Consider the following 20,305-nt stretch of genomic DNA (forward strand, 5'->3'; position numbering starts at 1 on the left):
GTGATCGATGACTACCCCGCGACGCCGCGTCCCGTTGAGCGGGTTCCGCTGATGCAAATTCGCCGCACCCGAATCCGCGCGGCCTCACAATGCGGGATGAGGTACATCATGCCAATCGACCCCTCGGGAAAATTGTCGATTCGCACGCCGAGCTTGCATTGCGGACACACCGGAAAGGGGGCCGAATTGCCGGCCGGCGCCCTTCTATTGGCGGGCGAACGCGCCTATATTCCGTCGTCTTTTCCGAGAGGTATGAATGCTTCGATCGACCTGGATCGCCGTCGTCACGGCGGTGTGCACAGCGTTTTCTTTCCACTTCGATCCGGCTGCGGCGCAGGACCGTCGGGTCCCGTCGTCGCCGGCTGAATTGCGGCTGTCCTATGCCCCGATCGTGCAGCGGGTGCAGCCGGCCGTGGTCAACGTCTATGCCGCCAAGGTGGTGCAGAACCGCAACCCGCTGCTGGACGATCCGGTCTTCCGCCGCTTCTTCGGCGTGCCGGGCCAGCAGCCCGAACAGATGCAGCGCTCGCTCGGCTCCGGCGTCATCGTCGATGCCTCCGGCCTCGTCGTCACCAACGTCCACGTCATCGAGGGCGCCGACCAGGTCAAGGTGTCGCTGTCGGACAAGCGCGAGTTCGAGGCGGAGATCCTGCTGAAGGATACGCGCACCGATCTTGCCGTGCTGCGCTTGAAGGACACCAAGGAGAAATTTCCGACGCTCGATTTTACCAATTCCGATGAATTGCTTGTCGGCGACGTCGTGCTCGCGATCGGCAATCCCTTCGGCGTCGGCCAGACCGTGACCCACGGCATCATCTCGGCGCTGGCGCGCACGCAGGTCGGCATCACCGACTATCAGTTCTTCATCCAGACCGATGCGGCGATCAATCCCGGCAATTCCGGCGGTGCGCTGGTCGACATGAGCGGCAAGCTCGCCGGCATCAACACCGCGATCTATTCGCGCTCCGGCGGCTCGCAAGGCATCGGCTTTGCGATTCCATCCAACATGGTGCGTCTCGTCGTCGCCTCCGCCAAGAGCGGCGGCAAGGCGGTGAAGCGTCCCTGGCTCGGAGCAAAATTACAGGCGGTGACGCCCGAGATCGCCGAGAGCCTCGGTCTGCGTTCGCCGATCGGCGCGCTGGTCGCGAGCGTTGTGTCGAATGGTCCCGCGGCAAAGGCCGGCCTGAAATCCTCCGATCTCATCATCGGGATCGACGGCCAGGTCGTGGATGATCCCAACGCCTTCGACTATCGCTTCGCCACCCGTCCGCTCGGCGGCACCGCGCAGATCGACGTGCAGCGCGGCGGCAAACCGCTCAAGCTGACGATCGCGCTGGAGACCGCCCCCGATGTGGGCCGCAACGAACTGGTCGTCACCGCGCGATCCCCGTTCCAGGGCGCCAAGGTCTCGACCATCACGCCTGCGGTCGCCGACGAGTTGCATCTGGACGCCGACACCGAAGGCGTCGTGATCACCGATCTCGCCGGCGACAGCGCAGCCGCGAATGTCGGCTTCCAGAAAGGCGACATTATCCTGGCCGTCAACAACCAGAAGATCAGCAAGACCGGCGACCTCGAAAAGGCCGCGGGGGAGCGCCCGCGGATCTGGCGCATCACGCTGGTGCGCGGCGGTCAGCAGATCAACGTCACGCTGGGCGGATGAGTCCGAAGCGACCACAAGCGCCAACTCTCTTTGCCGCGGCGGGGCTCGACCACGAGGCCCCGCATCCGCTGCCGGACCGGCTGCGCCCGCGCACGCTGTCGGAGGTCGTCGGCCAGGACCACATCCTCGGCCCCGACGGTGCACTGACGCGCATGCTGGAGACGCGCACGCTGGGGTCGCTGGTGTTCTGGGGGCCGCCCGGCACCGGCAAGACCACGGTGGCGCGGCTGCTGGCGGACGCGACCGACCTGCATTTCGAGCAGATCTCCGCCGTGTTCTCGGGCGTCGCCGATCTGAAGAAGGCGTTCGACGCCGCGCGTGCCCGCCGCGAGATGGGCAAGGGCACGCTGCTGTTCGTCGACGAGGTGCACAGATTCAATCGCGCCCAGCAGGATTCGTTTCTGCCCGTGATGGAAGACGGCACGGTGGTGATGGTCGGCGCCACCACCGAAAACCCGTCCTTCGAGCTCAACGCGGCGCTTCTGTCGCGTGCGCGCGTCTTGGTGTTTCGCTCGCTCGATGCTGCCGCGATCGAGAAGCTGTTCGCGCATGCCGAGGCGGTCGAGGGCAAGAAGCTGCCGCTCGATGCGGAGGCGCGCGCGGTGCTGGTACGCATGGCCGATGGCGATGGAAGGGCGTCGCTGACGCTCGCTGAAGAGGTCTGGCGCTCGGCGCGGGCGGACGAGATTTTCAATGCCGCGCAGCTGCAGGAGATTTTGCAGCGCCGCGCGCCGATCTACGACAAATCGGCCGATGGCCATTACAATTTGATCTCGGCGCTGCATAAGTCGGTGCGCGGCTCCGATCCCGATGCCGCCCTGTATTATCTCTGCCGGATGCTGGATGCCGGCGAGGACCCGCTGTTCCTGGCCCGCCGTGTCGTGCGCATGGCGGTGGAGGACATCGGTCTTGCCGATCCGCAAGGACTCGTCATCGCCAATGCGGCCAAGGACGCCTTCGATTTCCTCGGCCATCCCGAGGGCGAGCTCGCGATCGCGCAGGCGGTCGTCTATCTCGCCACCGCGCCGAAATCGAACGCGGTCTACACCGCCTTCAAGGCTGCGATGCAGACGGCCAAGCACGCCGGCTCGCTGCTGCCGCCCAAGCACATCCTCAATTCGCCGACCAAGCTGATGAAGTCCGAAGGCTACGGCGCCGCGTACGAATACGACCACGACACTCCCGACGCCTTCTCCGGCCAGGACTATTTTCCGGAAGCCCTGGGCCGCCAGACCTTCTACGATCCGCCCGAGCGCGGTTTCGAGCGCGAGATCAGGAAGCGACTGGACTATTGGGCCAAGCTGCGCAAGGAGCGGGGCGGCTAAGGTCCAAATCGCCATTTCGCAGTGACGCGAGGCCTCTTTTGGGCTAGGCAGGCAGCCATGAGCCGCCGCATCAAGAGAATGAACCCAAAGCCCCGTTCGCGGGACGAGCGCGACGAGTCGCGTCCGTTCAAGGCGCGCACCGCGAAGGCGGCCGGACCACGGCCGGGCAGCAAGCCTGGGGCGAAGCCGCCGCGGTTTGCTGCAGAGCGCCCCGAGCGGCGCGTGGCCAAAGCCGCTCCACAAGAGCGTCCGGCGCCCGAGAAGCCCGTCGAGGCGCTGCTGCCGACCAAGGTGCAGACCGTCAAGGTTACGGCCGACGAGAACAACATGCGCGTCGACCGCTTCCTCGAGGCGCGCTTTCCCGGCCTGTCGTTCTCCCACATCCAGCGCGTCGTGCGCAAAGGCGAGTTGCGCGTCGACGGCAAGCGCGTCGATAGCAAGGACCGGCTGGAGGAGGGCCAGAGCGTCCGCATTCCGCCGCTGAAGCTGGACACGCCGAAGGCTGCGAGCCCGCTCTCGGAAGCCGCGCAAAAGACGCTCGCCGCGCTGAAGGAGATGACGCTATACGAGGACGATGACGTCCTCGTGCTCAACAAGCCGTTTGGGCTTGCGGTGCAAGGCGGCTCCGGCACGACGCGGCACATCGACCAGATGCTGGAGGTGATGCGCGACTCCAAGGGGCAGAAGCCGCGGCTCGTGCACCGGATCGACAAGGACACGTCTGGCTGCCTTCTGATCGCGAAGACCCGTTTCGCGGCCTCGCATCTGACCGGGGCGTTCCGCTCGCGGTCGGCGCGTAAGACCTATTGGGCGCTGGTGCCGGGCCTGCCGAAGCCGAAGCAGGGCCGCATCTCGACCTTCCTTGCCAAGGAAGAGAGCGAGGACGACACCATCATGCGCATCGCCCAGCACGGCGACGAAGGCGCCAGCCACGCGGTGACCTATTACGCAGTGGTCGAGACCGCCGGCAACAAGCTGACCTGGGTGTCGCTGAAGCCGGTGACAGGCCGCACACACCAGCTGCGCGCCCACATGGAGCATATCGGCCATCCCATCGTCGGCGATCCCAAATATTTCAACATCGAGAATTGGAAACTGCCGGGCGGCCTGCAAAACCGGCTGCATCTCTTGGCGCGCCGCATCGTCATTCCGCATCCGCGCGGCGGCGTGATCGACGCCACCGCGCCGTTGCCGCAGCACATGCAGCAGTCGTGGAATCTGCTGGGGCTGGATGCGGCCCGCTTCGACCCGATCGAGAACGCGCCGGAGGAGTAGAAGCTGAGCGCGCTGGTAACCCCGTCATTGCGAGGAGCTCTTGCGACGAAGCAATCCAGACTGCCTCAGTTGAACGATTCCGGATTGCTTCCCTACGCTCGCAATGACGCTGTGGAGGCAGCGATGTGCGCCGCCTCACTTCCGGAACTGCTCCAGGAACATCCGCAAGGAGTCATGCGGGCTCTCGATGTCCGTGATCAGCCAACCCTCCGGGCCGTTGACCAGGACGAAGTTCAACCCGACCTTCCGGCCGCGATTGTCGAAATTCGCCGCGACATAGGTCTTGTCGTATTGCCTGCGCACGACTGCGATCGTAACCGGGCCGAGCTGCCAGCTCGGGCTCTGCACCAGGAAGTCGTAGGGCTCGACCCGCGGCGCGCTCCAGGCCTTGCGCAGGCTCGGATCGAAGAACTGCCGGGTGGTGGCCGCATCGCGCGGCAGGCCCTTTGACAGCTCCGGCGCGCCGTTGCCGTAATGGGCGTAGACGTTGCGGACCAGCGATTCCGGGGTGCGAAAGCCTGCCTCCGCCGCGGCCAGCCCCAGCCCGGCGAGCAGGGCCGCCATGCCCGCAAGTTCCCTCATGCCCGCGCTCGCTTTATCGGCTGCCGCTCTTACCTTAAAAGCCTAGCATTCAGCGACCGGGACCGAAAACTCACATGCGCGAATTGTTCGAAGAAGCAGCAGGCCAGCCTCCGCCGGATCCGCGGGAATCGGCGCGCGCGTCGGCTCGCACGCCGCTCCGCAAGCGCTTCTACCAGGAAGCCGGCGTCACCGAGGCCGAAGGGGGCTTCGCCATTACGCTCGACGGCAAGCCGATCCGCACGCCCTCCCGCCGCCAGGTGGTGATCCCCTTGCGCGACCTCGCCGATGCCGTGGCCGCGGAGTGGGCGGCCCAAGGCGAAACGATCGATCCCATGACCATGCCGCTGACGCGGGTGGCCAACAGCGTGGTCGAGGGCGTAGTCGATCGCGTCGATCTGGTCAGAGACGACCTCGCGAAATATTTCGAGTCCGATTTGCTGTTCTATCGCGCCGGCTACCCCGAAGGGCTGGTCGCCCGCGAGGCCGCGCATTGGGATCCCGTGCTGTTCTGGGCCGCGGAGGCGCTGGGCGCGCATTTCATCCTGTCCGAGGGTGTCATGCACGTGAAGCAGCCCGACGAGGCGCTTCAGGCCGCGCGCGCCGCGCTGCCTGGCGACGCCTGGTCGGTCGCCGCACTCCACGTGGTGACGACCCTGACGGGCTCGGCGCTGCTGGCGCTGGCACTGGCGCACGGCGCGCGCGACGCCGGCCAGGTCTGGGCGGCCGCCCATGTCGATGAGGACTGGAACATCGAGCAATGGGGCTTGGACGAGGAGGCGGCTGCTCGTCGGGCCACGCGCCTCCGGGATTTCGACGCCGCCGTGGCGGTTCTGGCGGCGGTAAAGGCGTCCGGAGCCGAAGGTCCTTAACGAGAGGTTTACGACGGCGGCCTTATGGTGTGGCCAGCGCTGCATGGGCCCCCTGAGATGCCGACGCCGGTCACTTCCATCCTTCCCGTCGGTGCCGCCAGCCCCGTGGCTGATGCGACGACTCCCGATCTGGTGCTGCAGGCCGGCGGCGTCGTCGATGCCAGGGTCGTCAGCGTGATGGCCGACAATCTGGTGCGGATCGCGATCGCCAACCTCTCGATGGACGTGATGTCGGAGGTGGCGCTGACGCCCGGGCAGAATCTCCAGCTGGCGGTGTCGCAGAACGACGGCACCATCCGGCTGGCCGTCATGAGCGGGGCAGGCGAGGCGGCGCCCGACCAGGTCACATTGACGCCGCGTGCGGCGTCGCTGGTGGAAAGTCCGCCGCTGGCGCCGTTCCCGACCGGGCCCCGCAACACGCTGACGCCCTTGGAGCAGGTCGCGGTCACCGCGGCCTCGACCGAGGCCGCCACGAAGCAGGGCAGCCAGGCGCCGCTGTTCGCCAATCTGGCCTCCGTCGTCACCGGCAGCGATCTGCCTGCGGGCTTGAAGCAGGCGGTGCTGGACGTGCTGGCGCAGCAAACGCCGCTCAATCCCGGGCTCGATGGCGCCGATGTCGAATCCGCGTTCCAGAAGTCCGGCTTGTTCTTCGAAGCTTCTCTGGCCGCGGGCGCGAGGCCGCCGGCCGGCACGGCGCCCGACCTGAAGGCGGCGCTGCTGGTGCTGCGTCAGACGCTGACCACGCTGGAGACTGCCGCGCCACAAGCCGTCGCAAGTCCGGCCGCGACCCCGGGGACACCGCAGGTCGCCGCCGTGCCTGCCCAGGCCACAGGCGAGGCCGTGCAGCCGGCATCCGCTTCCGGCCCCGAGATCGCGCAGACGCCTCGCAACGCCAATCTCGCGGCCGCGGTGCTGGCGGACGTTGCCGGCAACGCTCAACAGGCCGCGATGCCGCGCACCATGTCCGCCGGCCTTGCCGCGAGCCTGCTGCAGGAGGCCATGGAAAACCTGCCGCGCCTGACCGGCAATGTTCCCGGCTCCAACAAGGCGGTGCCCAACGGCCATAGCTTCGAAGCAGCCGCACACGCGACGCCACCACCGTTCCGCGGAGCATTGCCCTCGCCACAGGCGATTGCCTCGCCCTCGCTCGCGCCGGACACGCCGCTCTCCGCAACCGTACATCGCCTGCTCGACGACACTGATGCCGCGATCGCGCGGCAGACATTGTTGCAGATCGCTTCACTGCCCGATCGCACCGACGCCAGCGGCCATCGCATCGACCCCGCCGCGACGCAGTGGAATTTCGAGATTCCCTTTGCAACGCCGCAGGGCACCGCGATGGCGCAGTTCGAGATTTCGCGCGATGGCGCTGGCGAATCCGCCGATCCCGTGAAGCGGGCCTGGCGCGCGCGATTCACGCTCAATGTCGAGCCGGCCGGCCCCGTGCACGCGCTGATCACGCTGAACGGCGACAAGACCTTCGTGCGGATGTGGGCGGAGCGGCCGGCGACGGTGCAGCAGCTCCGCGCCGGCATCGGTGAGCTCAACCACGCCTTGACGCGGGCAGAGCTCAAGCCCGGCGACATCCTGGTCCGCGAGGGCACGCCGCCGCAACCGGCGCCGGCCCGCGCCGGCCACTTTCTGGATCGGGCGACATGAGCGACCCATCCAAGCTCGCCATCGCGCTGCATTACGAAAAGGGTACGAACGCGCCCGTCGTGGTCGCCAAGGGCAAGGGCTCGATCGGCGAAAAGATCGTCGAGATCGCCAAAGCCCACGACATCCCGATTGAGGAGAACGAGGTTTTGGCCGGCGCGCTGTCCAAGGTCGAACTCGGCGAAGAGATCCCGCCCGATCTCTACAAGGCGGTCGCCGAAGTGCTGGTGTTCGTGCTGCGGCTTTCGGGGCGGGGACGATGACGCCCGTCATCGTTTCACCATGATAGCGGTCGCATGGTCGCGGCGAAGTTCATCCCACGACGGACGTTTCGTTTGATCACCCGCCGCTCCACTCTCGGTCTTTTCGCCGCCGCCGCCACATTGCCTTCGCGCGCGTTCGCCCATGTCGCACCGCCGCGCACTGAGATCCGTGAAAGTCTCGCCAAGCGCTTCACCGACCTCGGCACGTCAGGAACCTTCGTCGGCTACAAGGTGGAGGACTATCTGGTCGTCGCCAGCGACAAGGAACGCTCCGGCGAAAGCAAGCTGCCGGCTTCGACCTTCAAGATCCCGAACTCGCTGATCGCGCTGGAGACCGGCGTCGTCACGGATCCCGACAAGGATGTGTTTCCCTGGGATGGAGTGAAGCGCCCGATCGAGGTCTGGAATAAGGATCACACGCTGCGCAGTGCGATCGCGGTCAGCGCGGTGCCGGTCTATCAGGAGATCGCGCGCCGGATCGGGCAGGAGCGCATGCAGAAATACGTCGACGAGTTCGACTACGGCAACCGCGACATCGGCGGCGGCATCGACCAGTTCTGGCTCACCGGAGCCCTGCGCATTGATCCGGTCGAGCAAGTCGATTTCGTCGATCGGCTGCGCCGCCGATCGTTGCCGATTTCGAAGCGCAGCCAGGACCTCGTCGCTGACATCCTGCCGGTGACCAAGGTTGGCGACAGCATCATTCGCACCAAGTCCGGCCTGCTGGGGGCCGAGCGCGGCGAGCCGTCACTCGGCTGGATGGTGGGCTGGGCCGAAAAGGGCGGGACGCATACCGTGTTCGCGCTCAACATGGATTGCAAGGAGCCGCGCCTCGTCGGCGAGCGCATGCCGCTGACGCAAGCCTGCCTTGCCGAGATCGGCGCGATCTAGCGCTGTCGCCTTGGCGCTCCTCGACTAGCATCCTTCCGGCCAAGAATGAAAACCGGGAGGAACACAATGAACTCAATGCCACTGTGGCTGTCGTCGCTCACCTTTGCCGCAGCCGGCGGCTGGCTCGCCGCCACCATGTTCGCGGCCCCCGCCACCAGCAAGGAGCCGCGCTTTCCGCAGCTCACGATGGACCAGCTCGACGCCAGGCAGAAGCCGCTCGGCGAGCAGATCATGAAGGTGTCGAGCGTCGGCATCGGCGGACCCTACAATCCGATGATCCGCAGCCCCGTGCTCGGCCAGCGCCTATTCGACCTGTTCTACTATCTGCGCTGGGAAACCTCCGTTCCCACCAAGCTCAACGAGTTCGCGATCCTGCGGCAGTGGCGCTCGCAGGTCGAATGGTTTGCGCATGCGCCCCTGGCGGCCAAGGCCGGACTGTCGGCGGATATCATCTCGGAGCTGAAGGCCAACAAGCGGCCGTCGAAGATGGCCGAGGACGAGGCGGTGGTCTACGATTTCGTCACCGAACTCACCACGACCAAAAAGGTCTCCGACGAGACCTATGCGCGCGCGAAGAAGGTCTTCAATGACCAGCAGATCGTCGATCTCACCGCGGTCGCCGGCAATTACGTGATGGTCGCGATGCTGCTCGCGATGGCCGAGGAAACGGTGCCGCCGGACAAGCAGGAGCCGTTCAAGCCGGGCGAGCCGTAGGGCGGACGAAGCCGGCCTCGTGCCCCGGACGCGGCGCAGCACGAAGTGATGCGCTGCGGAGCCGGGGTCCACGCGGCAGTGACCTGCATGGAGAGGTGGGTCCCGACTCTGCGCAGCAGCGCAAGCGCGCTGCAGCGCCTCCGGGACACAGAAGTATCTGCATCAGGCGCTGTCGGTCTTCTTCGCCGTCAGCGCCTGGTCGATCGCAAAGCCGCCGATCTCACTCATCGCCTGCGAGACCACGTCACCCTTGCGGGCAAAGCCGGCAGAGAGGACATCGAACTGCGTCCGCGCCAGCCGCAGCACCTCGATCGGCACCGAAACCGCGGTCGCGTTGAAGCTGTCGACGGAGGCGCGCAAGCCGTCCAGCTCGGTGGTGAGCTTGCCGATATGGCTCTCGGCACTCTGCATCAGGCCGATCAGCCTGCCGCGCTCGGCGTCAAAGGCGGCACGCTCGGCTGCGGCTGTCGCGGTGATCTCGGCAAGCTGCGACTGCAACGCCTCGATCTGGCCGACCATGGCATCGGAGGCGAGCTCGGCGGCCTCGCGCAGTTCGGCGTTGCGCGTGCTCTCGATCTGCTCCTCGTGATAGAGCCGCTCGGCAGACATCGCCCGCTGTGTCAGCGACTCGATCAGGCTTGCGGCGCGCAGCAGCGTCTCGCCGTTCCGCCCCGACACCATGCTGGCCATTCGCCGCAGGAAGTCGATGGTTTCGGACGACGAGTTTGGCGGCAGGGGGACGACCGTTGCGGACATCTAGTGATGCTTGCGTGGTGCTCGAGCCAAGGCGTAGTGACCGCCGCCGTACCAACTGGGCTCACGCAACATCCGGCGCCCGATCGTAAGCCGGAGCAAGCCTGAATCGGCAAGCCCGGTCAACCGGCCGGGCGGCCATATTTTCGGGGCGGGCTTCGTTTGCCGCGGCGCGGATCAGGCGTCCTTCTGCCGGCCGATCCGGCCGAGATGGGTGAAGCCGAAGCCTGCGGAATATTTCAGGCCATAGCCCAGCGCCCGGTCGATCCGATATGGGCAAGCCATATCAAGGCGATGGACAGGGTGAGGGGCGAGGCGAGGCCGAAGCCCAGCGTCAGGAGCGTCACCGGGGCCATGTAGCTGTGGGCAGCGTTGTAGACCATCGCGCCGAATTTGGCGTCGGAGAGGTATGCCAGGAAGCTTAGATCGGGCACGAAAAAGAGCAGGGCGAACACGAGCCAGGAGCCGTCCCAGGCCGCGTAGAGCATCACCATGCCCGCGAACAGGGTGAGGCCCTCCAGCCGCAGCAGGATGTTGACGCCGCCGGTCGCAGCGCCAGCCTTGGCCGTTCCTTGGTCCATCGTCGCCTCCCAAGCAAAACCTTGTAATTCCTTGCGCTTTGGCGCTGGCTCAACGCAGCCCTGCGGCGCCGAAAGCCGCTTCCCGGCCCGCAAAATGCCGTGTTAGAACCCCGCATCACTTAAGAACTGGCGGGAGCAAATGAAACACATCCTGGACGCCCTTGAAGATCGTCGCGCCGGCGCAAAGCTCGGCGGCGGGGAGAAGCGCATCGAGGCGCAGCACGCCCGCGGCAAGCTGACCGCGCGTGAGCGCATCGAGCTGCTGCTCGACAAGGGATCGTTCGAGGAATTCGACATGTTCGTCGAGCACCGCTCCACCGAGTTCGGCATGGAGAAGAACAAGGTGCCCGGCGACGGCGTCGTCACGGGGTGGGGCACCGTCAACGGCCGCAAGACGTTTGTCTTCGCCAAGGATTTCACCGTGTTCGGCGGCTCGCTCTCCGAGACCCACGCGCTGAAGATCACCAAGCTGCAGGACATGGCGATGAAGGCGCGGGCGCCCATCATCGGCCTCTATGACGCGGGCGGCGCCCGCATCCAGGAGGGCGTCGCCGCGCTCGCCGGCTACTCTTACGTGTTCCGCCGCAACGTACTCGCCTCGGGCGTGATCCCGCAGATCTCCGTCATCATGGGCCCATGCGCCGGCGGCGACGTCTATTCGCCCGCGATGACCGACTTCATCTTCATGGTGAAGAACACCAGCTATATGTTCGTCACCGGCCCCGACGTGGTGAAGACCGTCACCAACGAGGTCGTCACCGCCGAGGAACTCGGCGGCGCCTCGGTGCACGCCACGCGCTCCTCGATCGCCGACGGCGCCTTCGAGAACGACGTCGAGACGCTTCTGCAGATGCGTCGTCTGATCGACTTCCTGCCGTCCAACAACAGTGATGGCGTGCCGGAATGGCCGAGCTTCGACGATATCGAGCGGGTCGACACGTCGCTCGACACGCTGATCCCCGACAATCCGAACAAGCCCTACGACATGAAGGAGCTGATCCTGAAGGTGGTGGACGAGGGCGATTTCTTCGAGATCGCCGACATGTTCGCCAAGAACATCGTCACGGGCTTCGGCCGCATCGCGGGACGCACCGTCGGCTTCGTCGCCAACCAGCCGATGGTGCTGGCCGGCGTGCTCGACTCTGATGCCTCGCGCAAAGCGGCGCGCTTCGTCCGCTTTTGCGATGCCTTCAACATCCCGATCGTCACCTTCGTCGACGTGCCGGGCTTCCTGCCCGGCACCGCGCAGGAATATGGCGGCCTGATCAAGCACGGCGCAAAGCTCTTGTTCGCCTATTCGCAGTGCACCGTGCCGCTGGTGACCATCATCACCCGCAAGGCCTATGGCGGCGCCTTCGACGTCATGGCCTCCAAGGAAATCGGCGCCGACATGAACTATGCCTGGCCGACCGCCCAGATCGCGGTGATGGGCGCCAAGGGCGCGGTCGAGATCATCTTCCGCAGCGACATCGGCGACCCCGACAAGATCGCAGCGCGCACCAAGGAATACGAAGACCGCTTCCTGTCACCCTTCATCGCCGCCGAGCGCGGCTACATCGACGACGTCATCATGCCGCACTCGACGCGGAAGCGGATCGCACGGGCGCTGTCGATGCTGAAGGACAAGAAGGTGGAGACCCCGGCGAAGAAGCACGACAATCTGCCGTTGTGAGGGAAGGGCACGCCGGTGGCAAGTTGGCGTCGTCGATGGAGATCATGGCGGCGCGCCATTGGATCGTGCGGCCCAATAGCGGGCAGGTTGTCCGCATTCCTGGCGATGGACATACGTGCGTTGCCCAGGACGGCGAGATGACCGTCACCGCCCTGGCTCGATCTGGTTACAGCGGGCCGGATAGTCTCCGGTACGAAGCAGTCACGGATCGAAGGCGGGACAGGGTGGCTGTTCGCGTCAAGGTCTTGCCCGGCCTCGGAAACGATTTCGATGCGGTCCGCCCTGGCGATTCTCCGCGCGAGCCCGCGATGTCGCTTGGGCCTATTCCTGCATGTGTCGTCCCGGTGTCTTAGGCGGTCGCGTGCTCTCTAATTAAAGTTCGTTTGTTCCCTGAACTGTTCGCTCGCAAATCTGATGACCGAAAACGATCCGACCGACGAAATCTCCGACATCGAAGATCGCATCGAGCGGCTGGCCGAGATCGCCGAGCGCTGCCGCAAGTACATCCTGGCGTCCAAGATCGCGATCGCCGGCGGGGCGGCGCTGCTGGTGGTGACGATCCTCGGCGTGTTCGGCTTCGGTCAAACTGCCGCGCTCGGATCGATCGCGCTGGTACTGGGCGGGATCGTCTCGCTCGGCTCGAACGTCAGCACGTTGCGGCAAACGGACGATGCCATCAGTGCTGCGGAGGCGCGGCGCGCGGCGTTGATCGGGAGCATCGACCTGCGTGTGGTCGCCGATGCGCCGCTGAAGCTGGTGTGACGCATCCGGCGCCGGTTCGCATCACGCGGCGGTCTTGAGCGTCAGCTCCGACAATTCGGTGCGGCATTCGGCGGCGAAGGCCTGAAGCTGTTCGGCGGTCTGCCGGTCGAGGATGGCTTTGGCCAGCCGCTCGGCGCGGGCGATCTGTCGCTTGAGATATTCGATGCGGATCATAGGTCACCTTTCGAACTGCGTCCTTTCGGTGGTGACTGTATGCCGGACGCGGACTTGACTATGTGAGGCGGATCACGTTTCACGCGCTCTATCCGCCGCGGCGAAATGCGCCATCTGGTCGGCATGGGCCTTGGCGAAAGCGGGGCGGCCGGTGGCACGCGCGACGTAGGCGCGGCAGGCGGGGCTGTCCGCCAGGCCGCCGAAGCCATCGACGACGCGGAGCACGTCCGCCATCAGGATATCGGCGACCGAGAAGGAGCCTGCCAGCCATTCGCGGCTGGCGAGCACCGGCTCGAGACGCTTCAGCCGAAGCTTGAGGAAGTCGTCGACGAATTTCCAGGCCGCGGTGTCGGTCGGATGTCCCATGAACTTTGACATGCCCCAGGGCAGGCTGGCCATCTCCACCGAATTGAGCGCCGCGAAGACCCATTCCGTCGCCTCGGTGCGACCGCGCGGAGCGGATGGCATCAGCTTCGCGCTGAGCCCGCCGAGATGCAGCAGGATCGCGCCGGTCTCGAAGATCGAGATGTCGCCATCGGTCAGCCACGGCACCTGGCCGAACGGCTGGTGCGCGAAATGTGCGACGCCGCGATCGTCGAACGGGGCGCTAGCAACGCGGTAGGGCAAGGCGGCTTCTTCGAGCGCCCAGCGCACGCGCAAGTCGCGCACGAACCCGCGCGGCGCCTGGGGAACCCAGTTGAAGGTGGTCAGGGTCAGGTCGGCCATTTGCTGTCTCCATGGTTCGAAATGTCCTGGTTCGAACAAAGGACGAGCGAAGGGCGCGCGTTCCGACACTGGTGCCAACTCTTTTTGCCGCCGGTCACCTGAGCGGCTAAGCTTGCCTCAAACACCAGGAGGAAATCCGATGCCGGCAGCTTTCTTCGTCGTCCGTGCCACCGTCGCCGATCCCGCCCGGCGCGCCGCGTTCGACAGATGGTACGAGATCGAACATGTGCCCGACGCGGTGAAGGCATTCGGCGCGAGCAAGGCGTGGCGGTTCTGGAGCCTCGACGATCCCTCGCTGCATCAGGCGATGTATCAGTTCGATGACGAGGCCAAGCTTGCGGCGATGCTGAAGGGCGATGCGCTCAAGCAACTGGTCGCCGATTTCAACCGCGACTGGCCCGACGTCAAGCGCTCGCGCGAGACGCTCGTGCTGGCGCAGGAGTTTTCCAGATAGATAGGGTGCACCGAATGTTTGGCTCACAACGAATCTGAACACGCGATTCAGCCTTGGTTCACATCGCGACCGCGACACTTCCTCCGCATCACTTGCCAGGTAGCCGAGAGGATATGTCATGGAGCGCCGGAACTTTTTGAAACTTGCATTGAGTGTGACGGCGGGCGCCGCCGTCTTTGCTGCGACCGCGCAGGCCGCGCCATTGTCGCCGCAGTCGGTCGGCGATCCCGCGCGCATGCCGCAAGGCAATCCCGACGCTCATCCTGCCGTCACCACCAGCGAGGAAGCCGCCAAGCTGACGCCCGAACAGGTGCACTGGCGTGGTCATCACCGCCACTGGGGCTGGCGCCGCCGTCATTGGCGCCGGCATTACCGGCGCTGGCACCGTCGCCATGGCTGGTAAGCCCTGCAAGGCGTGAATTGGACGGGGATCGCAGCCGCGGTCCCCGTTTCGATTCAAGGCTGCTCACATGTCAGAACACAAGGATCGGCACGGCAAGCCCGAAACGAAAATGGCCGCGCAGGCTGAACCCGCGCGGCCATTATGCGATGCAAGAAGATCAGAACGGGCGGCAGCGGCCGGCATACCAGCGGAAGCCATAGGGGCACACCCGTGCGCTGGGTACCACGACGACGGGCGGGGCGACCACCACAGGGGCGGGGCGCACGACGACCGTCCGGCCCATCGGGCGGCAGCCACCATAGGGGCCACGATACCAGCCCGGGCCGCAACCCTGCGCGGCGCTGGCGGCCTCGCTGAAACCGACGACCGCGCTGGCGAGCATGGCGGCGGCGAACAGGTATTTCATGTGATCTTCCTTCTCGTCCTAGGAGCAAGTCATTAGCGGCTTGGCGCTTGTGGCGCACAATGAATCAAGAGACACGATTCGACATGTTAAAATTTTGCAACCATGCCGACCCGGGGCGATCCAAACCTGCCAATCATGACCTGAATGCGGCATGAACGTTCTGCGCGTACGGCTTCATGCGACGCGGATGGCGCTGGAGCCCGTCAGATGAATCGGGACGGGCTCCAGGTTCTTGTTTGACGCGTTGTCTTGATGCGAACGCTGACAACGCTCTACCGGCCGAGAAAGCCCAGCACCAACTCCTTGTACTTGTCCGGAGCCTCCAGGAAGACCAGGTGACCGGTGTCCGGAATGACCTCAGCTCGCGCATTTGGCATCTTCGCCGCAAAAGCCTTCGCCAGCTCGGCGTTCTGACCCATCCTGGGCCGTAGTGCCTCCGGCGCGTTCGGCCGGCCCGGCGCGTTGTGATCGTCGGCGCCCATGATGAACAGCGTGGGTTCGGTGACGAGAGGAATCTCATGCGCGACCGGCTCGCGATAGATCATCTGGCCGGAGCTGGCGAAGGCGCGCAGCCAGCGCGGGTAGTCGGGGCTGCCCTTGATGTTGAAGCGGGCGTCGATGTACGGCGTGATCGCATCAGGGGGCAGCTTGATTGCGTAGTTGGTTTGCAGCTGCTTGCGATAGCCGTCGGCGGTGAGCTTGTCCTCGGTCGCAATGATCGCCTCGGTCGGTGTCGGTGGCACGTAGAGGCGGTAGTCCTCCAGCCCGATCGGCGCCGTCAGCACGAGGTGGGCGACGCGGTCGGGGTAGGCGCGGGCGATGCGCACGCCCAGCATTCCGCCGAGTGAATGGGCGATAATGTCGGCCTTGTTGATTTCCAAATGATCGAGCAGCGCGATGGTGTTGCGCGCCAGCGTGTCGAAATGCAGTTCGCCCGCGGGCTTGGAGGATTTGCCGAAACCGATCTGGTCCGGGACCACGACGCGGTAGCCGGCCTCGTTCAGCATCGTGATGACAGGGGCCCAATAGCTCGACGGGAAATTGCGCCCATGCAGCAGCACCACGGTGCGGCCGTTCGGCTGTGCAGGCGCGACGTCCATATAGGCCATGCTGAGCTGCTCGCCGTCGTTGACGATCGGCAACTGGCGCACGGGGTAGGGATAGGCAAAACCCTCGAGCGCGATGCCATAGGGCTCGCGTGGGGGCGTGTCTGCGGCGCGCGCGGTGGTGAGCAGGGAAGCAAGGAGAGCGGCCGCGAGGGCGGCCGGGAGGGTGCGGATCATGGTGGCTCTCTAACGGTCAGGGAATGATCGTTCGCATAAGCGCGTGGACGGCCGGGTCAAGCGCGGCCACGGTGAGAGTAGGCGTTCACACGCAAACGTGCGACGTCACACGAATGGCGTGATCAGTCCTTCCCGTCGCGGAACAGCGTGGCAAACTGCTTCTCGCCGGTGCGCGTCAAGGGCATTGTTGTGCCGGTGGCGGCTGGAGGAAGCGTCTGGATGCATCATTCGATCTTCGGCGAGGTCTCGAAATTGCCGTCGGTATTCATCGTGTACAGATGCTTCAGGCGGCCGCCTTCGCCGAGCAGGTAATAGTGATTGCCGATGACGCCGGTCTCGTTGCGCGCGCCGCGAAAGACGATGAGCCGGCTGCTGGCGCGGCTGACCACGGCGTCGAAATCGTCGCCGACCTCACGCCAGCCGGACACCGTGAACAATTGGGTGATGCGGCCGGTGCGGGCATCCAGCAGTACGGGGGCGACGCAGGCCGAACCGCAGGGCAGCTTGACGACGTAATAGTGGCCGGCCGCGCTGACCTTGTCGTCGCCGATGGCTTGATCAAACTGCTCGCGAACGTCGCGCAAATATTGGTTGTGCAGGCGCGGCCTTGCCGGTTTTCCGGTGAAGACCTTGGCCGGATAGTCGGCGAATTTGGGAACGACATCCGCATGGGCCGGCAGGATGTACCCCGCAATGAGCAGGGCAGGAAGCAGACGTAGCAGGCGGTGCATGGGGGTCTCGAAAGCGTTCTCGCCCCGATTGGTCGCCCGGCCAGGCGAATGGTTCAAGCGTTGCGAGGGCTAGCCGGCATCACTGCCGAACAGCGCCGCAAACTGCTTTTCGCCGGTGCGGGTGAAGTTCACCACGCGGCTGCCCGGCGTGGTGTCGCGCGCGGCCCATTTCAGCTCGGCGAAACGCTGCATCATGGCGGCGCCGAGCGTGCCGGCGAGATGATGGCGGCGCTCGCTCCAGTCGAGGCAGGCCTTGCACACCGGCCGCCGCGGATGGGTGAGCATGCCGCGCGAGATCTGCAGGTGCTTGGCAAGGAAGCGTTCGCCTTCGGCCGTCAGCTCGATGTCCTGCTTCTTCTGCCGGATCAGGTTTCGAATGCGCAGGCTATCGAGCATCTGTACGCCGAGATCCCCGGCGAGATGGTCGTAGCAGATCCGCGCGCGGCGCAGCGCCGGATCCTTCGGCCCGGTGCGCACGCGCATGTGGCCGGTGCGCGCGGCAAGGCCTGCGAGGCCTTCGAGCACGCTGGCAACGTCGTCGTCGGTGAGGCGGTAGTAGCGGTGCCGGCCCTGCTTCTCCGGCTCGACCAGCCCGCCCGTCTCGAGCTTGGCCAGATGCGAGCTCGCGGTCTGCGGCGTGATGCCGGCCTCCTGCGCCAGTTCGCTCGCCGTGAGCGCGCGGCCGTTCATCAGAGCGGTGAGCATGTTGGCGCGTGCGGGATCGCCGACCAGCGAGGCGACCAGGGCAATGTCGGGACCTGATTTCATGCTTCGATGGTAGCCGAAGCATTCCAGTCGGGCAAGGCGCTAATACTTCAACTCGTCGTCATTGCGAGGAGCGCAGCGACGAAGCAATCCAGACTGTCTCCGAAGAGAGATTCCTGGATTGCTTCGCTGCGCTCGCAATGACGATGCGGAAACACAGGAGCCCATCATGTCCGTCACCGTCTTCATTCGTTACCAGATCGACCCGTTCAAGCGCGCGCAGTTCGAGGACTATTCGAAGCGCTGGCTCACCATCATCCCGAAATGCGGCGGCGACCTGATCGGCTATTTCATGCCGCATGAGGGCACCAACAACATCGCCTCCGCGCTGATCAGCTTCGAGAGTCTGGCCGCCTATGAGGCCTATCGCGCGCGGCTGCGGCAGGATGCGGAGGGCATGGCGAACTTCCATTTCGCCGAGGAACACAAGTTCATCCTCGCCGAAGAACGCACATTCCTGCGCAAGGTGGTATTGTAGGCGAAGCAGCAGCAGGAGATGCCCATGATCGCCGTGATCTTCGAGGTCTGGCCGAAGCCGGAACACCGGCAGGACTATTTCGACCTCGCAGCCGATTTGAGGCCGATCCTGCAAACCATCGACGGCTTCATCTCGGTCGAGCGTTTCGAGAGCCTGACCGACAAGGGGAAGATCCTGTCGGTATCGTTCTGGCGCGACGAGGCCGCCGTGCAGGCCTGGCGCAACACGATGGAGCATCGCCGCACCCAAGCGAAGGGCAGGGCGCAGATCTTCGCCGACTATCATCTGCGCATCGCCAGCGTTGTCAGGGACTACAGCATGAATGATCGCGAGCAGGCGCCGAAGGACAGCCGCGCGGTGCACGACGCGCACTAGCGCGTTGAGCAGTGTGCGCCTATGTCTGCGCGGCCAACAGGGGAGAGAAACATGCACGTCACGACCGCCGACAAGCGCGCGAGCTTCAAGAAGCTGCACGAAAGCGGCTGCTTCATCCTGCCGAATCCGGTCGATATCGGAAGTGCCAAGGCGTTGCAGCATCTCGGTTTCAAGGCGCTTGCGTCATCGAGCGCGGGCTTTGCCTGGACCATCGGCAAGGCCGACAACCACGTCACCGTCGAGGACGTCTGTCAGCATCTGGCAGCATTGAGCTCGGCCGTTGACATCCCCGTCAACGCCGATTTCGAGGGCGGCTTTGCGGTCGAGGCGGACAGGGTCGCGGACAATGTCGAGCGCTGCGTGCGCACCGGCGTCGCGGGCCTCTCAATCGAGGATTCCACTGGCGACAAACACAATCCGATCTACGAGAGCGCGCTCGCGGTCGAGCGCATCAAGGCCTCGCGCAGGGCGATCGGTGACAGCGGCGTGCTGCTGGTCGGCCGCTGCGAAGCCTTTTTGTGGGGCGTGACCGACTTGAAGTTCGTCATCGACCGGCTCACCGCTTACGCCGATGCCGGCGCCGATTGCCTCTATGCGCCGGGCCTGAAGACTCGCGAAGACATCGCGGCCGTGGTGAAGGCTGTCGCACCAAAGCCGTTCAACCTCCTGATCGGCGCCTCCGGCCTGTCGTTGCAGGAAGCCGGGGATCTCGGCGTACGCCGCATCAGCGTCGGTGGCTCGCTCGCCCGCGCCGCCTGGGGAGGCTTCATGCGCGCGGCCAAGGAAATGGCGGAGAAAGGCACGTTCACAGAGCTCGGCAGCGGCTACCCCGGCGGCGAGCTCAACAAGATGTTCAGCTAAACGAAAGCGGCGGGACCGTTCGGTCCCGCCGCTATCGGATATCGCCAAGCCTACTTCACGCTTACTTCGTGCTGTCAGACGGCCTCTGCGTATCCGGCGCCGGCTTCGCCGCCGGCGTATCCGGAGCGGGCGCAGTGGGCCGGCTCGGGGCTGCGCCGGTGGTCACGCCCGGCTCGGTGTTGTTACGCGGCGTCACGTCGCGCATGCCGGGAGGCGCAGCCGGATTGGTCGCAGGCGCCTGCTGGGCGGTTTGCGTCGGCGGCGTCGTGCTCGCCTGGTTGCCGTTGGTGGTGTTGTTCAGGCCGTAGAACACGGCACCCAGCACAAGCGCGATCGCGACGGCGAACATCGCAACCTTGCCGCTGGAGGCGGGGCCTTCACCAAGCTCTGGGTCGACCTGTAGGTCGGCATCCCGGCGCGCCGCACGTACATACTTATCGTCGGCGAGGTTCGGGCGGTACGGATCGTTGGGAAAACGGTCGTCAGCCATCGGTTGGGTCTCCTCGTTTAAGACACCAGGACAACCCGTAGATGCGAGATTCTGTTCCGCCCGCGTCATGTTTTGGTCGCATGTTGCCCTGCCGGCAGGAATCGGGAACCTGTCTGTCAGAGAATCGAATGTGGGTTCCAGGACCGCGACAAG

Annotated in this window: 24 protein-coding genes and 1 pseudogene; 15 read left to right on the top strand and 10 right to left on the bottom strand. The window is 65.3% G+C overall.

Annotated elements, in window-relative coordinates:
- Positions 1 to 256: 256 nt before the first annotated feature.
- The 3 genes from JQ580_RS29310 to JQ580_RS29320 are packed head-to-tail and all read left to right on the top strand — an operon-like array spanning position 257 to position 4,263.
- Positions 257 to 1,663: a DegQ family serine endoprotease gene (locus tag JQ580_RS29310; RefSeq protein ID WP_212284108.1), complete on the top strand. Its 1,407-nt coding sequence runs from the start codon at positions 257 to 259 to the stop codon at positions 1,661 to 1,663.
- Positions 1,660 to 2,988, top strand: a complete 1,329-nt coding sequence (locus JQ580_RS29315) for a replication-associated recombination protein A (RefSeq protein WP_212284110.1) — start codon at positions 1,660 to 1,662, stop codon at positions 2,986 to 2,988. Before JQ580_RS29310 ends, JQ580_RS29315 begins: the two co-directional genes overlap by 4 nt.
- 57 nt (positions 2,989 to 3,045) lie before the next feature.
- Positions 3,046 to 4,263, top strand: coding sequence for an RluA family pseudouridine synthase (locus JQ580_RS29320; protein ID WP_212284112.1), 1,218 nt, complete (start codon positions 3,046 to 3,048; stop codon positions 4,261 to 4,263).
- A gap of 135 nt (positions 4,264 to 4,398) precedes the next feature.
- On the opposite strand, the gene JQ580_RS29325 is transcribed toward JQ580_RS29320, so the two are convergent.
- On the bottom strand, positions 4,399 to 4,845 hold the full coding sequence (locus JQ580_RS29325) for a hypothetical protein (RefSeq protein ID WP_212284114.1): 447 nt from the start codon (positions 4,843 to 4,845) through the stop codon (positions 4,399 to 4,401).
- Between the two features lie 74 nt (positions 4,846 to 4,919).
- On the opposite strand from JQ580_RS29325, the gene JQ580_RS29330 reads away from it, so the two are divergent.
- From JQ580_RS29330 to JQ580_RS29350, 5 genes are all read left to right on the top strand, one after another.
- A complete protein-coding gene (locus JQ580_RS29330) occupies positions 4,920 to 5,714 on the top strand; it encodes an ATP12 family chaperone protein (RefSeq protein WP_212284116.1) in 795 nt (264 codons plus the stop codon).
- Between the two features lie 57 nt (positions 5,715 to 5,771).
- The gene (gene fliK, locus JQ580_RS29335) at positions 5,772 to 7,373 is read left to right on the top strand and encodes a flagellar hook-length control protein FliK (protein ID WP_212284118.1); all 1,602 of its coding nucleotides are present in this window, start codon (positions 5,772 to 5,774) and stop codon (positions 7,371 to 7,373) included.
- Positions 7,370 to 7,633 carry an EscU/YscU/HrcU family type III secretion system export apparatus switch protein gene (locus JQ580_RS29340; RefSeq protein ID WP_094971983.1) on the top strand — a complete coding sequence of 88 codons (264 nt, stop codon included), beginning with the start codon at positions 7,370 to 7,372 and terminating at the stop codon, positions 7,631 to 7,633. Before fliK ends, JQ580_RS29340 begins: the two co-directional genes overlap by 4 nt.
- A gap of 33 nt (positions 7,634 to 7,666) precedes the next feature.
- Positions 7,667 to 8,524, top strand: coding sequence for a class D beta-lactamase (gene blaOXA / locus JQ580_RS29345; RefSeq protein WP_249134528.1), 858 nt, complete (start codon positions 7,667 to 7,669; stop codon positions 8,522 to 8,524).
- A gap of 66 nt (positions 8,525 to 8,590) precedes the next feature.
- Positions 8,591 to 9,238: a carboxymuconolactone decarboxylase family protein gene (locus JQ580_RS29350; protein WP_212284119.1), complete on the top strand. Its 648-nt coding sequence runs from the start codon at positions 8,591 to 8,593 to the stop codon at positions 9,236 to 9,238.
- 162 nt (positions 9,239 to 9,400) lie between these two features.
- On the opposite strand, the gene JQ580_RS29355 is transcribed toward JQ580_RS29350, so the two are convergent.
- Positions 9,401 to 9,994, bottom strand: a complete 594-nt coding sequence (locus JQ580_RS29355; protein ID WP_212284121.1) for a hypothetical protein — start codon at positions 9,992 to 9,994, stop codon at positions 9,401 to 9,403.
- Between the two features lie 174 nt (positions 9,995 to 10,168).
- Positions 10,169 to 10,572, bottom strand: a pseudogene (locus tag JQ580_RS29360) (DUF4260 domain-containing protein).
- Positions 10,573 to 10,711: 139 nt separating this feature from the next.
- On the opposite strand from JQ580_RS29360, the gene JQ580_RS29365 reads away from it, so the two are divergent.
- Both JQ580_RS29365 and JQ580_RS29370 read left to right on the top strand, forming a co-directional pair.
- The gene (locus tag JQ580_RS29365; protein ID WP_212284123.1) at positions 10,712 to 12,244 is read left to right on the top strand and encodes an acyl-CoA carboxylase subunit beta; all 1,533 of its coding nucleotides are present in this window, start codon (positions 10,712 to 10,714) and stop codon (positions 12,242 to 12,244) included.
- A 414-nt stretch (positions 12,245 to 12,658) separates the two neighbouring features.
- A complete protein-coding gene (locus JQ580_RS29370) occupies positions 12,659 to 13,006 on the top strand; it encodes a hypothetical protein (RefSeq protein ID WP_212284125.1) in 348 nt (115 codons plus the stop codon).
- A 21-nt stretch (positions 13,007 to 13,027) separates the two neighbouring features.
- Here JQ580_RS29370 and JQ580_RS29375 read toward each other — a convergent pair whose 3' ends face one another.
- Positions 13,028 to 13,180 (bottom strand): hypothetical protein, encoded by a 153-nt coding sequence (locus JQ580_RS29375; RefSeq protein WP_212284127.1) that lies wholly within the window; start codon positions 13,178 to 13,180, stop codon positions 13,028 to 13,030.
- 72 nt (positions 13,181 to 13,252) lie between these two features.
- Entirely contained in the window at positions 13,253 to 13,906 is a 654-nt protein-coding gene (locus JQ580_RS29380; RefSeq protein ID WP_212284129.1) for a glutathione S-transferase family protein, read from the bottom strand.
- Positions 13,907 to 14,045: 139 nt separating this feature from the next.
- On the opposite strand from JQ580_RS29380, the gene JQ580_RS29385 reads away from it, so the two are divergent.
- Both JQ580_RS29385 and JQ580_RS29390 read left to right on the top strand, forming a co-directional pair.
- On the top strand, positions 14,046 to 14,360 hold the full coding sequence (locus JQ580_RS29385) for a hypothetical protein (RefSeq protein ID WP_212284131.1): 315 nt from the start codon (positions 14,046 to 14,048) through the stop codon (positions 14,358 to 14,360).
- Between the two features lie 118 nt (positions 14,361 to 14,478).
- Positions 14,479 to 14,763, top strand: a complete 285-nt coding sequence (locus tag JQ580_RS29390) for a twin-arginine translocation signal domain-containing protein (RefSeq protein ID WP_212284133.1) — start codon at positions 14,479 to 14,481, stop codon at positions 14,761 to 14,763.
- A 157-nt stretch (positions 14,764 to 14,920) separates the two neighbouring features.
- Here JQ580_RS29390 and JQ580_RS29395 read toward each other — a convergent pair whose 3' ends face one another.
- The 4 genes from JQ580_RS29395 to JQ580_RS29410 all read right to left on the bottom strand — a co-directional run bounded on the left by JQ580_RS29395 (position 14,921) and on the right by JQ580_RS29410 (position 17,951).
- Positions 14,921 to 15,169 carry a GCG_CRPN prefix-to-repeats domain-containing protein gene (locus tag JQ580_RS29395; protein WP_212284135.1) on the bottom strand — a complete coding sequence of 83 codons (249 nt, stop codon included), beginning with the start codon at positions 15,167 to 15,169 and terminating at the stop codon, positions 14,921 to 14,923.
- A gap of 272 nt (positions 15,170 to 15,441) precedes the next feature.
- Complete coding sequence (locus JQ580_RS29400) at positions 15,442 to 16,452, bottom strand: alpha/beta fold hydrolase (RefSeq protein ID WP_212284137.1); 1,011 nt, start codon at positions 16,450 to 16,452, stop codon at positions 15,442 to 15,444.
- A gap of 224 nt (positions 16,453 to 16,676) precedes the next feature.
- Positions 16,677 to 17,183 (bottom strand): hypothetical protein, encoded by a 507-nt coding sequence (locus tag JQ580_RS29405; protein WP_212284139.1) that lies wholly within the window; start codon positions 17,181 to 17,183, stop codon positions 16,677 to 16,679.
- Between the two features lie 69 nt (positions 17,184 to 17,252).
- Positions 17,253 to 17,951, bottom strand: coding sequence for an ArsR/SmtB family transcription factor (locus JQ580_RS29410; RefSeq protein WP_212284141.1), 699 nt, complete (start codon positions 17,949 to 17,951; stop codon positions 17,253 to 17,255).
- 166 nt (positions 17,952 to 18,117) lie between these two features.
- On the opposite strand from JQ580_RS29410, the gene JQ580_RS29415 reads away from it, so the two are divergent.
- From JQ580_RS29415 to JQ580_RS29425, 3 genes are read left to right on the top strand one after another with little or no spacing between them, the layout of a single operon-like run.
- The gene (locus JQ580_RS29415; protein WP_094971969.1) at positions 18,118 to 18,426 is read left to right on the top strand and encodes an NIPSNAP family protein; all 309 of its coding nucleotides are present in this window, start codon (positions 18,118 to 18,120) and stop codon (positions 18,424 to 18,426) included.
- A 24-nt stretch (positions 18,427 to 18,450) separates the two neighbouring features.
- Positions 18,451 to 18,801, top strand: a complete 351-nt coding sequence (locus JQ580_RS29420) for an antibiotic biosynthesis monooxygenase family protein (RefSeq protein WP_212284143.1) — start codon at positions 18,451 to 18,453, stop codon at positions 18,799 to 18,801.
- A gap of 51 nt (positions 18,802 to 18,852) precedes the next feature.
- Complete coding sequence (locus JQ580_RS29425; protein ID WP_212284144.1) at positions 18,853 to 19,662, top strand: isocitrate lyase/PEP mutase family protein; 810 nt, start codon at positions 18,853 to 18,855, stop codon at positions 19,660 to 19,662.
- 61 nt (positions 19,663 to 19,723) lie between these two features.
- On the opposite strand, the gene JQ580_RS29430 is transcribed toward JQ580_RS29425, so the two are convergent.
- Positions 19,724 to 20,152 (bottom strand): hypothetical protein, encoded by a 429-nt coding sequence (locus tag JQ580_RS29430; RefSeq protein WP_212284146.1) that lies wholly within the window; start codon positions 20,150 to 20,152, stop codon positions 19,724 to 19,726.
- Between the last annotated feature and the right edge of the window lie 153 nt (positions 20,153 to 20,305).

Origin of the sequence: Bradyrhizobium sp. SZCCT0148, from assembly GCF_018129985.1 — a bacterium.
Lineage (GTDB): Bacteria > Pseudomonadota > Alphaproteobacteria > Rhizobiales > Xanthobacteraceae > Bradyrhizobium > Bradyrhizobium japonicum_H.

Excerpts from the sequence above, each read along its gene's own strand:
- JQ580_RS29310 (WP_212284108.1), top strand. The coding sequence starts at position 257 with ATGCTTCGATCGACCTGGATCGCCGTCGTCACGGCGGTGTGCACAGCG.
- JQ580_RS29315 (WP_212284110.1), top strand. The coding sequence starts at position 1,660 with ATGAGTCCGAAGCGACCACAAGCGCCAACTCTCTTTGCCGCGGCGGGG.
- JQ580_RS29320 (WP_212284112.1), top strand. The coding sequence starts at position 3,046 with ATGAGCCGCCGCATCAAGAGAATGAACCCAAAGCCCCGTTCGCGGGAC.
- JQ580_RS29325 (WP_212284114.1), bottom strand. The coding sequence starts at position 4,845 with ATGAGGGAACTTGCGGGCATGGCGGCCCTGCTCGCCGGGCTGGGGCTG.
- JQ580_RS29330 (WP_212284116.1), top strand. The coding sequence starts at position 4,920 with ATGCGCGAATTGTTCGAAGAAGCAGCAGGCCAGCCTCCGCCGGATCCG.
- fliK (WP_212284118.1), top strand. The coding sequence starts at position 5,772 with ATGCCGACGCCGGTCACTTCCATCCTTCCCGTCGGTGCCGCCAGCCCC.
- JQ580_RS29340 (WP_094971983.1), top strand. The coding sequence starts at position 7,370 with ATGAGCGACCCATCCAAGCTCGCCATCGCGCTGCATTACGAAAAGGGT.
- blaOXA (WP_249134528.1), top strand. The coding sequence starts at position 7,667 with ATGGTCGCGGCGAAGTTCATCCCACGACGGACGTTTCGTTTGATCACC.
- JQ580_RS29350 (WP_212284119.1), top strand. The coding sequence starts at position 8,591 with ATGAACTCAATGCCACTGTGGCTGTCGTCGCTCACCTTTGCCGCAGCC.
- JQ580_RS29355 (WP_212284121.1), bottom strand. The coding sequence starts at position 9,994 with ATGTCCGCAACGGTCGTCCCCCTGCCGCCAAACTCGTCGTCCGAAACC.
- JQ580_RS29365 (WP_212284123.1), top strand. The coding sequence starts at position 10,712 with ATGAAACACATCCTGGACGCCCTTGAAGATCGTCGCGCCGGCGCAAAG.
- JQ580_RS29370 (WP_212284125.1), top strand. The coding sequence starts at position 12,659 with ATGACCGAAAACGATCCGACCGACGAAATCTCCGACATCGAAGATCGC.
- JQ580_RS29375 (WP_212284127.1), bottom strand. The coding sequence starts at position 13,180 with ATGATCCGCATCGAATATCTCAAGCGACAGATCGCCCGCGCCGAGCGG.
- JQ580_RS29380 (WP_212284129.1), bottom strand. The coding sequence starts at position 13,906 with ATGGCCGACCTGACCCTGACCACCTTCAACTGGGTTCCCCAGGCGCCG.
- JQ580_RS29385 (WP_212284131.1), top strand. The coding sequence starts at position 14,046 with ATGCCGGCAGCTTTCTTCGTCGTCCGTGCCACCGTCGCCGATCCCGCC.
- JQ580_RS29390 (WP_212284133.1), top strand. The coding sequence starts at position 14,479 with ATGGAGCGCCGGAACTTTTTGAAACTTGCATTGAGTGTGACGGCGGGC.
- JQ580_RS29395 (WP_212284135.1), bottom strand. The coding sequence starts at position 15,169 with ATGAAATACCTGTTCGCCGCCGCCATGCTCGCCAGCGCGGTCGTCGGT.
- JQ580_RS29400 (WP_212284137.1), bottom strand. The coding sequence starts at position 16,452 with ATGATCCGCACCCTCCCGGCCGCCCTCGCGGCCGCTCTCCTTGCTTCC.
- JQ580_RS29405 (WP_212284139.1), bottom strand. The coding sequence starts at position 17,183 with ATGCACCGCCTGCTACGTCTGCTTCCTGCCCTGCTCATTGCGGGGTAC.
- JQ580_RS29410 (WP_212284141.1), bottom strand. The coding sequence starts at position 17,951 with ATGAAATCAGGTCCCGACATTGCCCTGGTCGCCTCGCTGGTCGGCGAT.
- JQ580_RS29415 (WP_094971969.1), top strand. The coding sequence starts at position 18,118 with ATGTCCGTCACCGTCTTCATTCGTTACCAGATCGACCCGTTCAAGCGC.
- JQ580_RS29420 (WP_212284143.1), top strand. The coding sequence starts at position 18,451 with ATGATCGCCGTGATCTTCGAGGTCTGGCCGAAGCCGGAACACCGGCAG.
- JQ580_RS29425 (WP_212284144.1), top strand. The coding sequence starts at position 18,853 with ATGCACGTCACGACCGCCGACAAGCGCGCGAGCTTCAAGAAGCTGCAC.
- JQ580_RS29430 (WP_212284146.1), bottom strand. The coding sequence starts at position 20,152 with ATGGCTGACGACCGTTTTCCCAACGATCCGTACCGCCCGAACCTCGCC.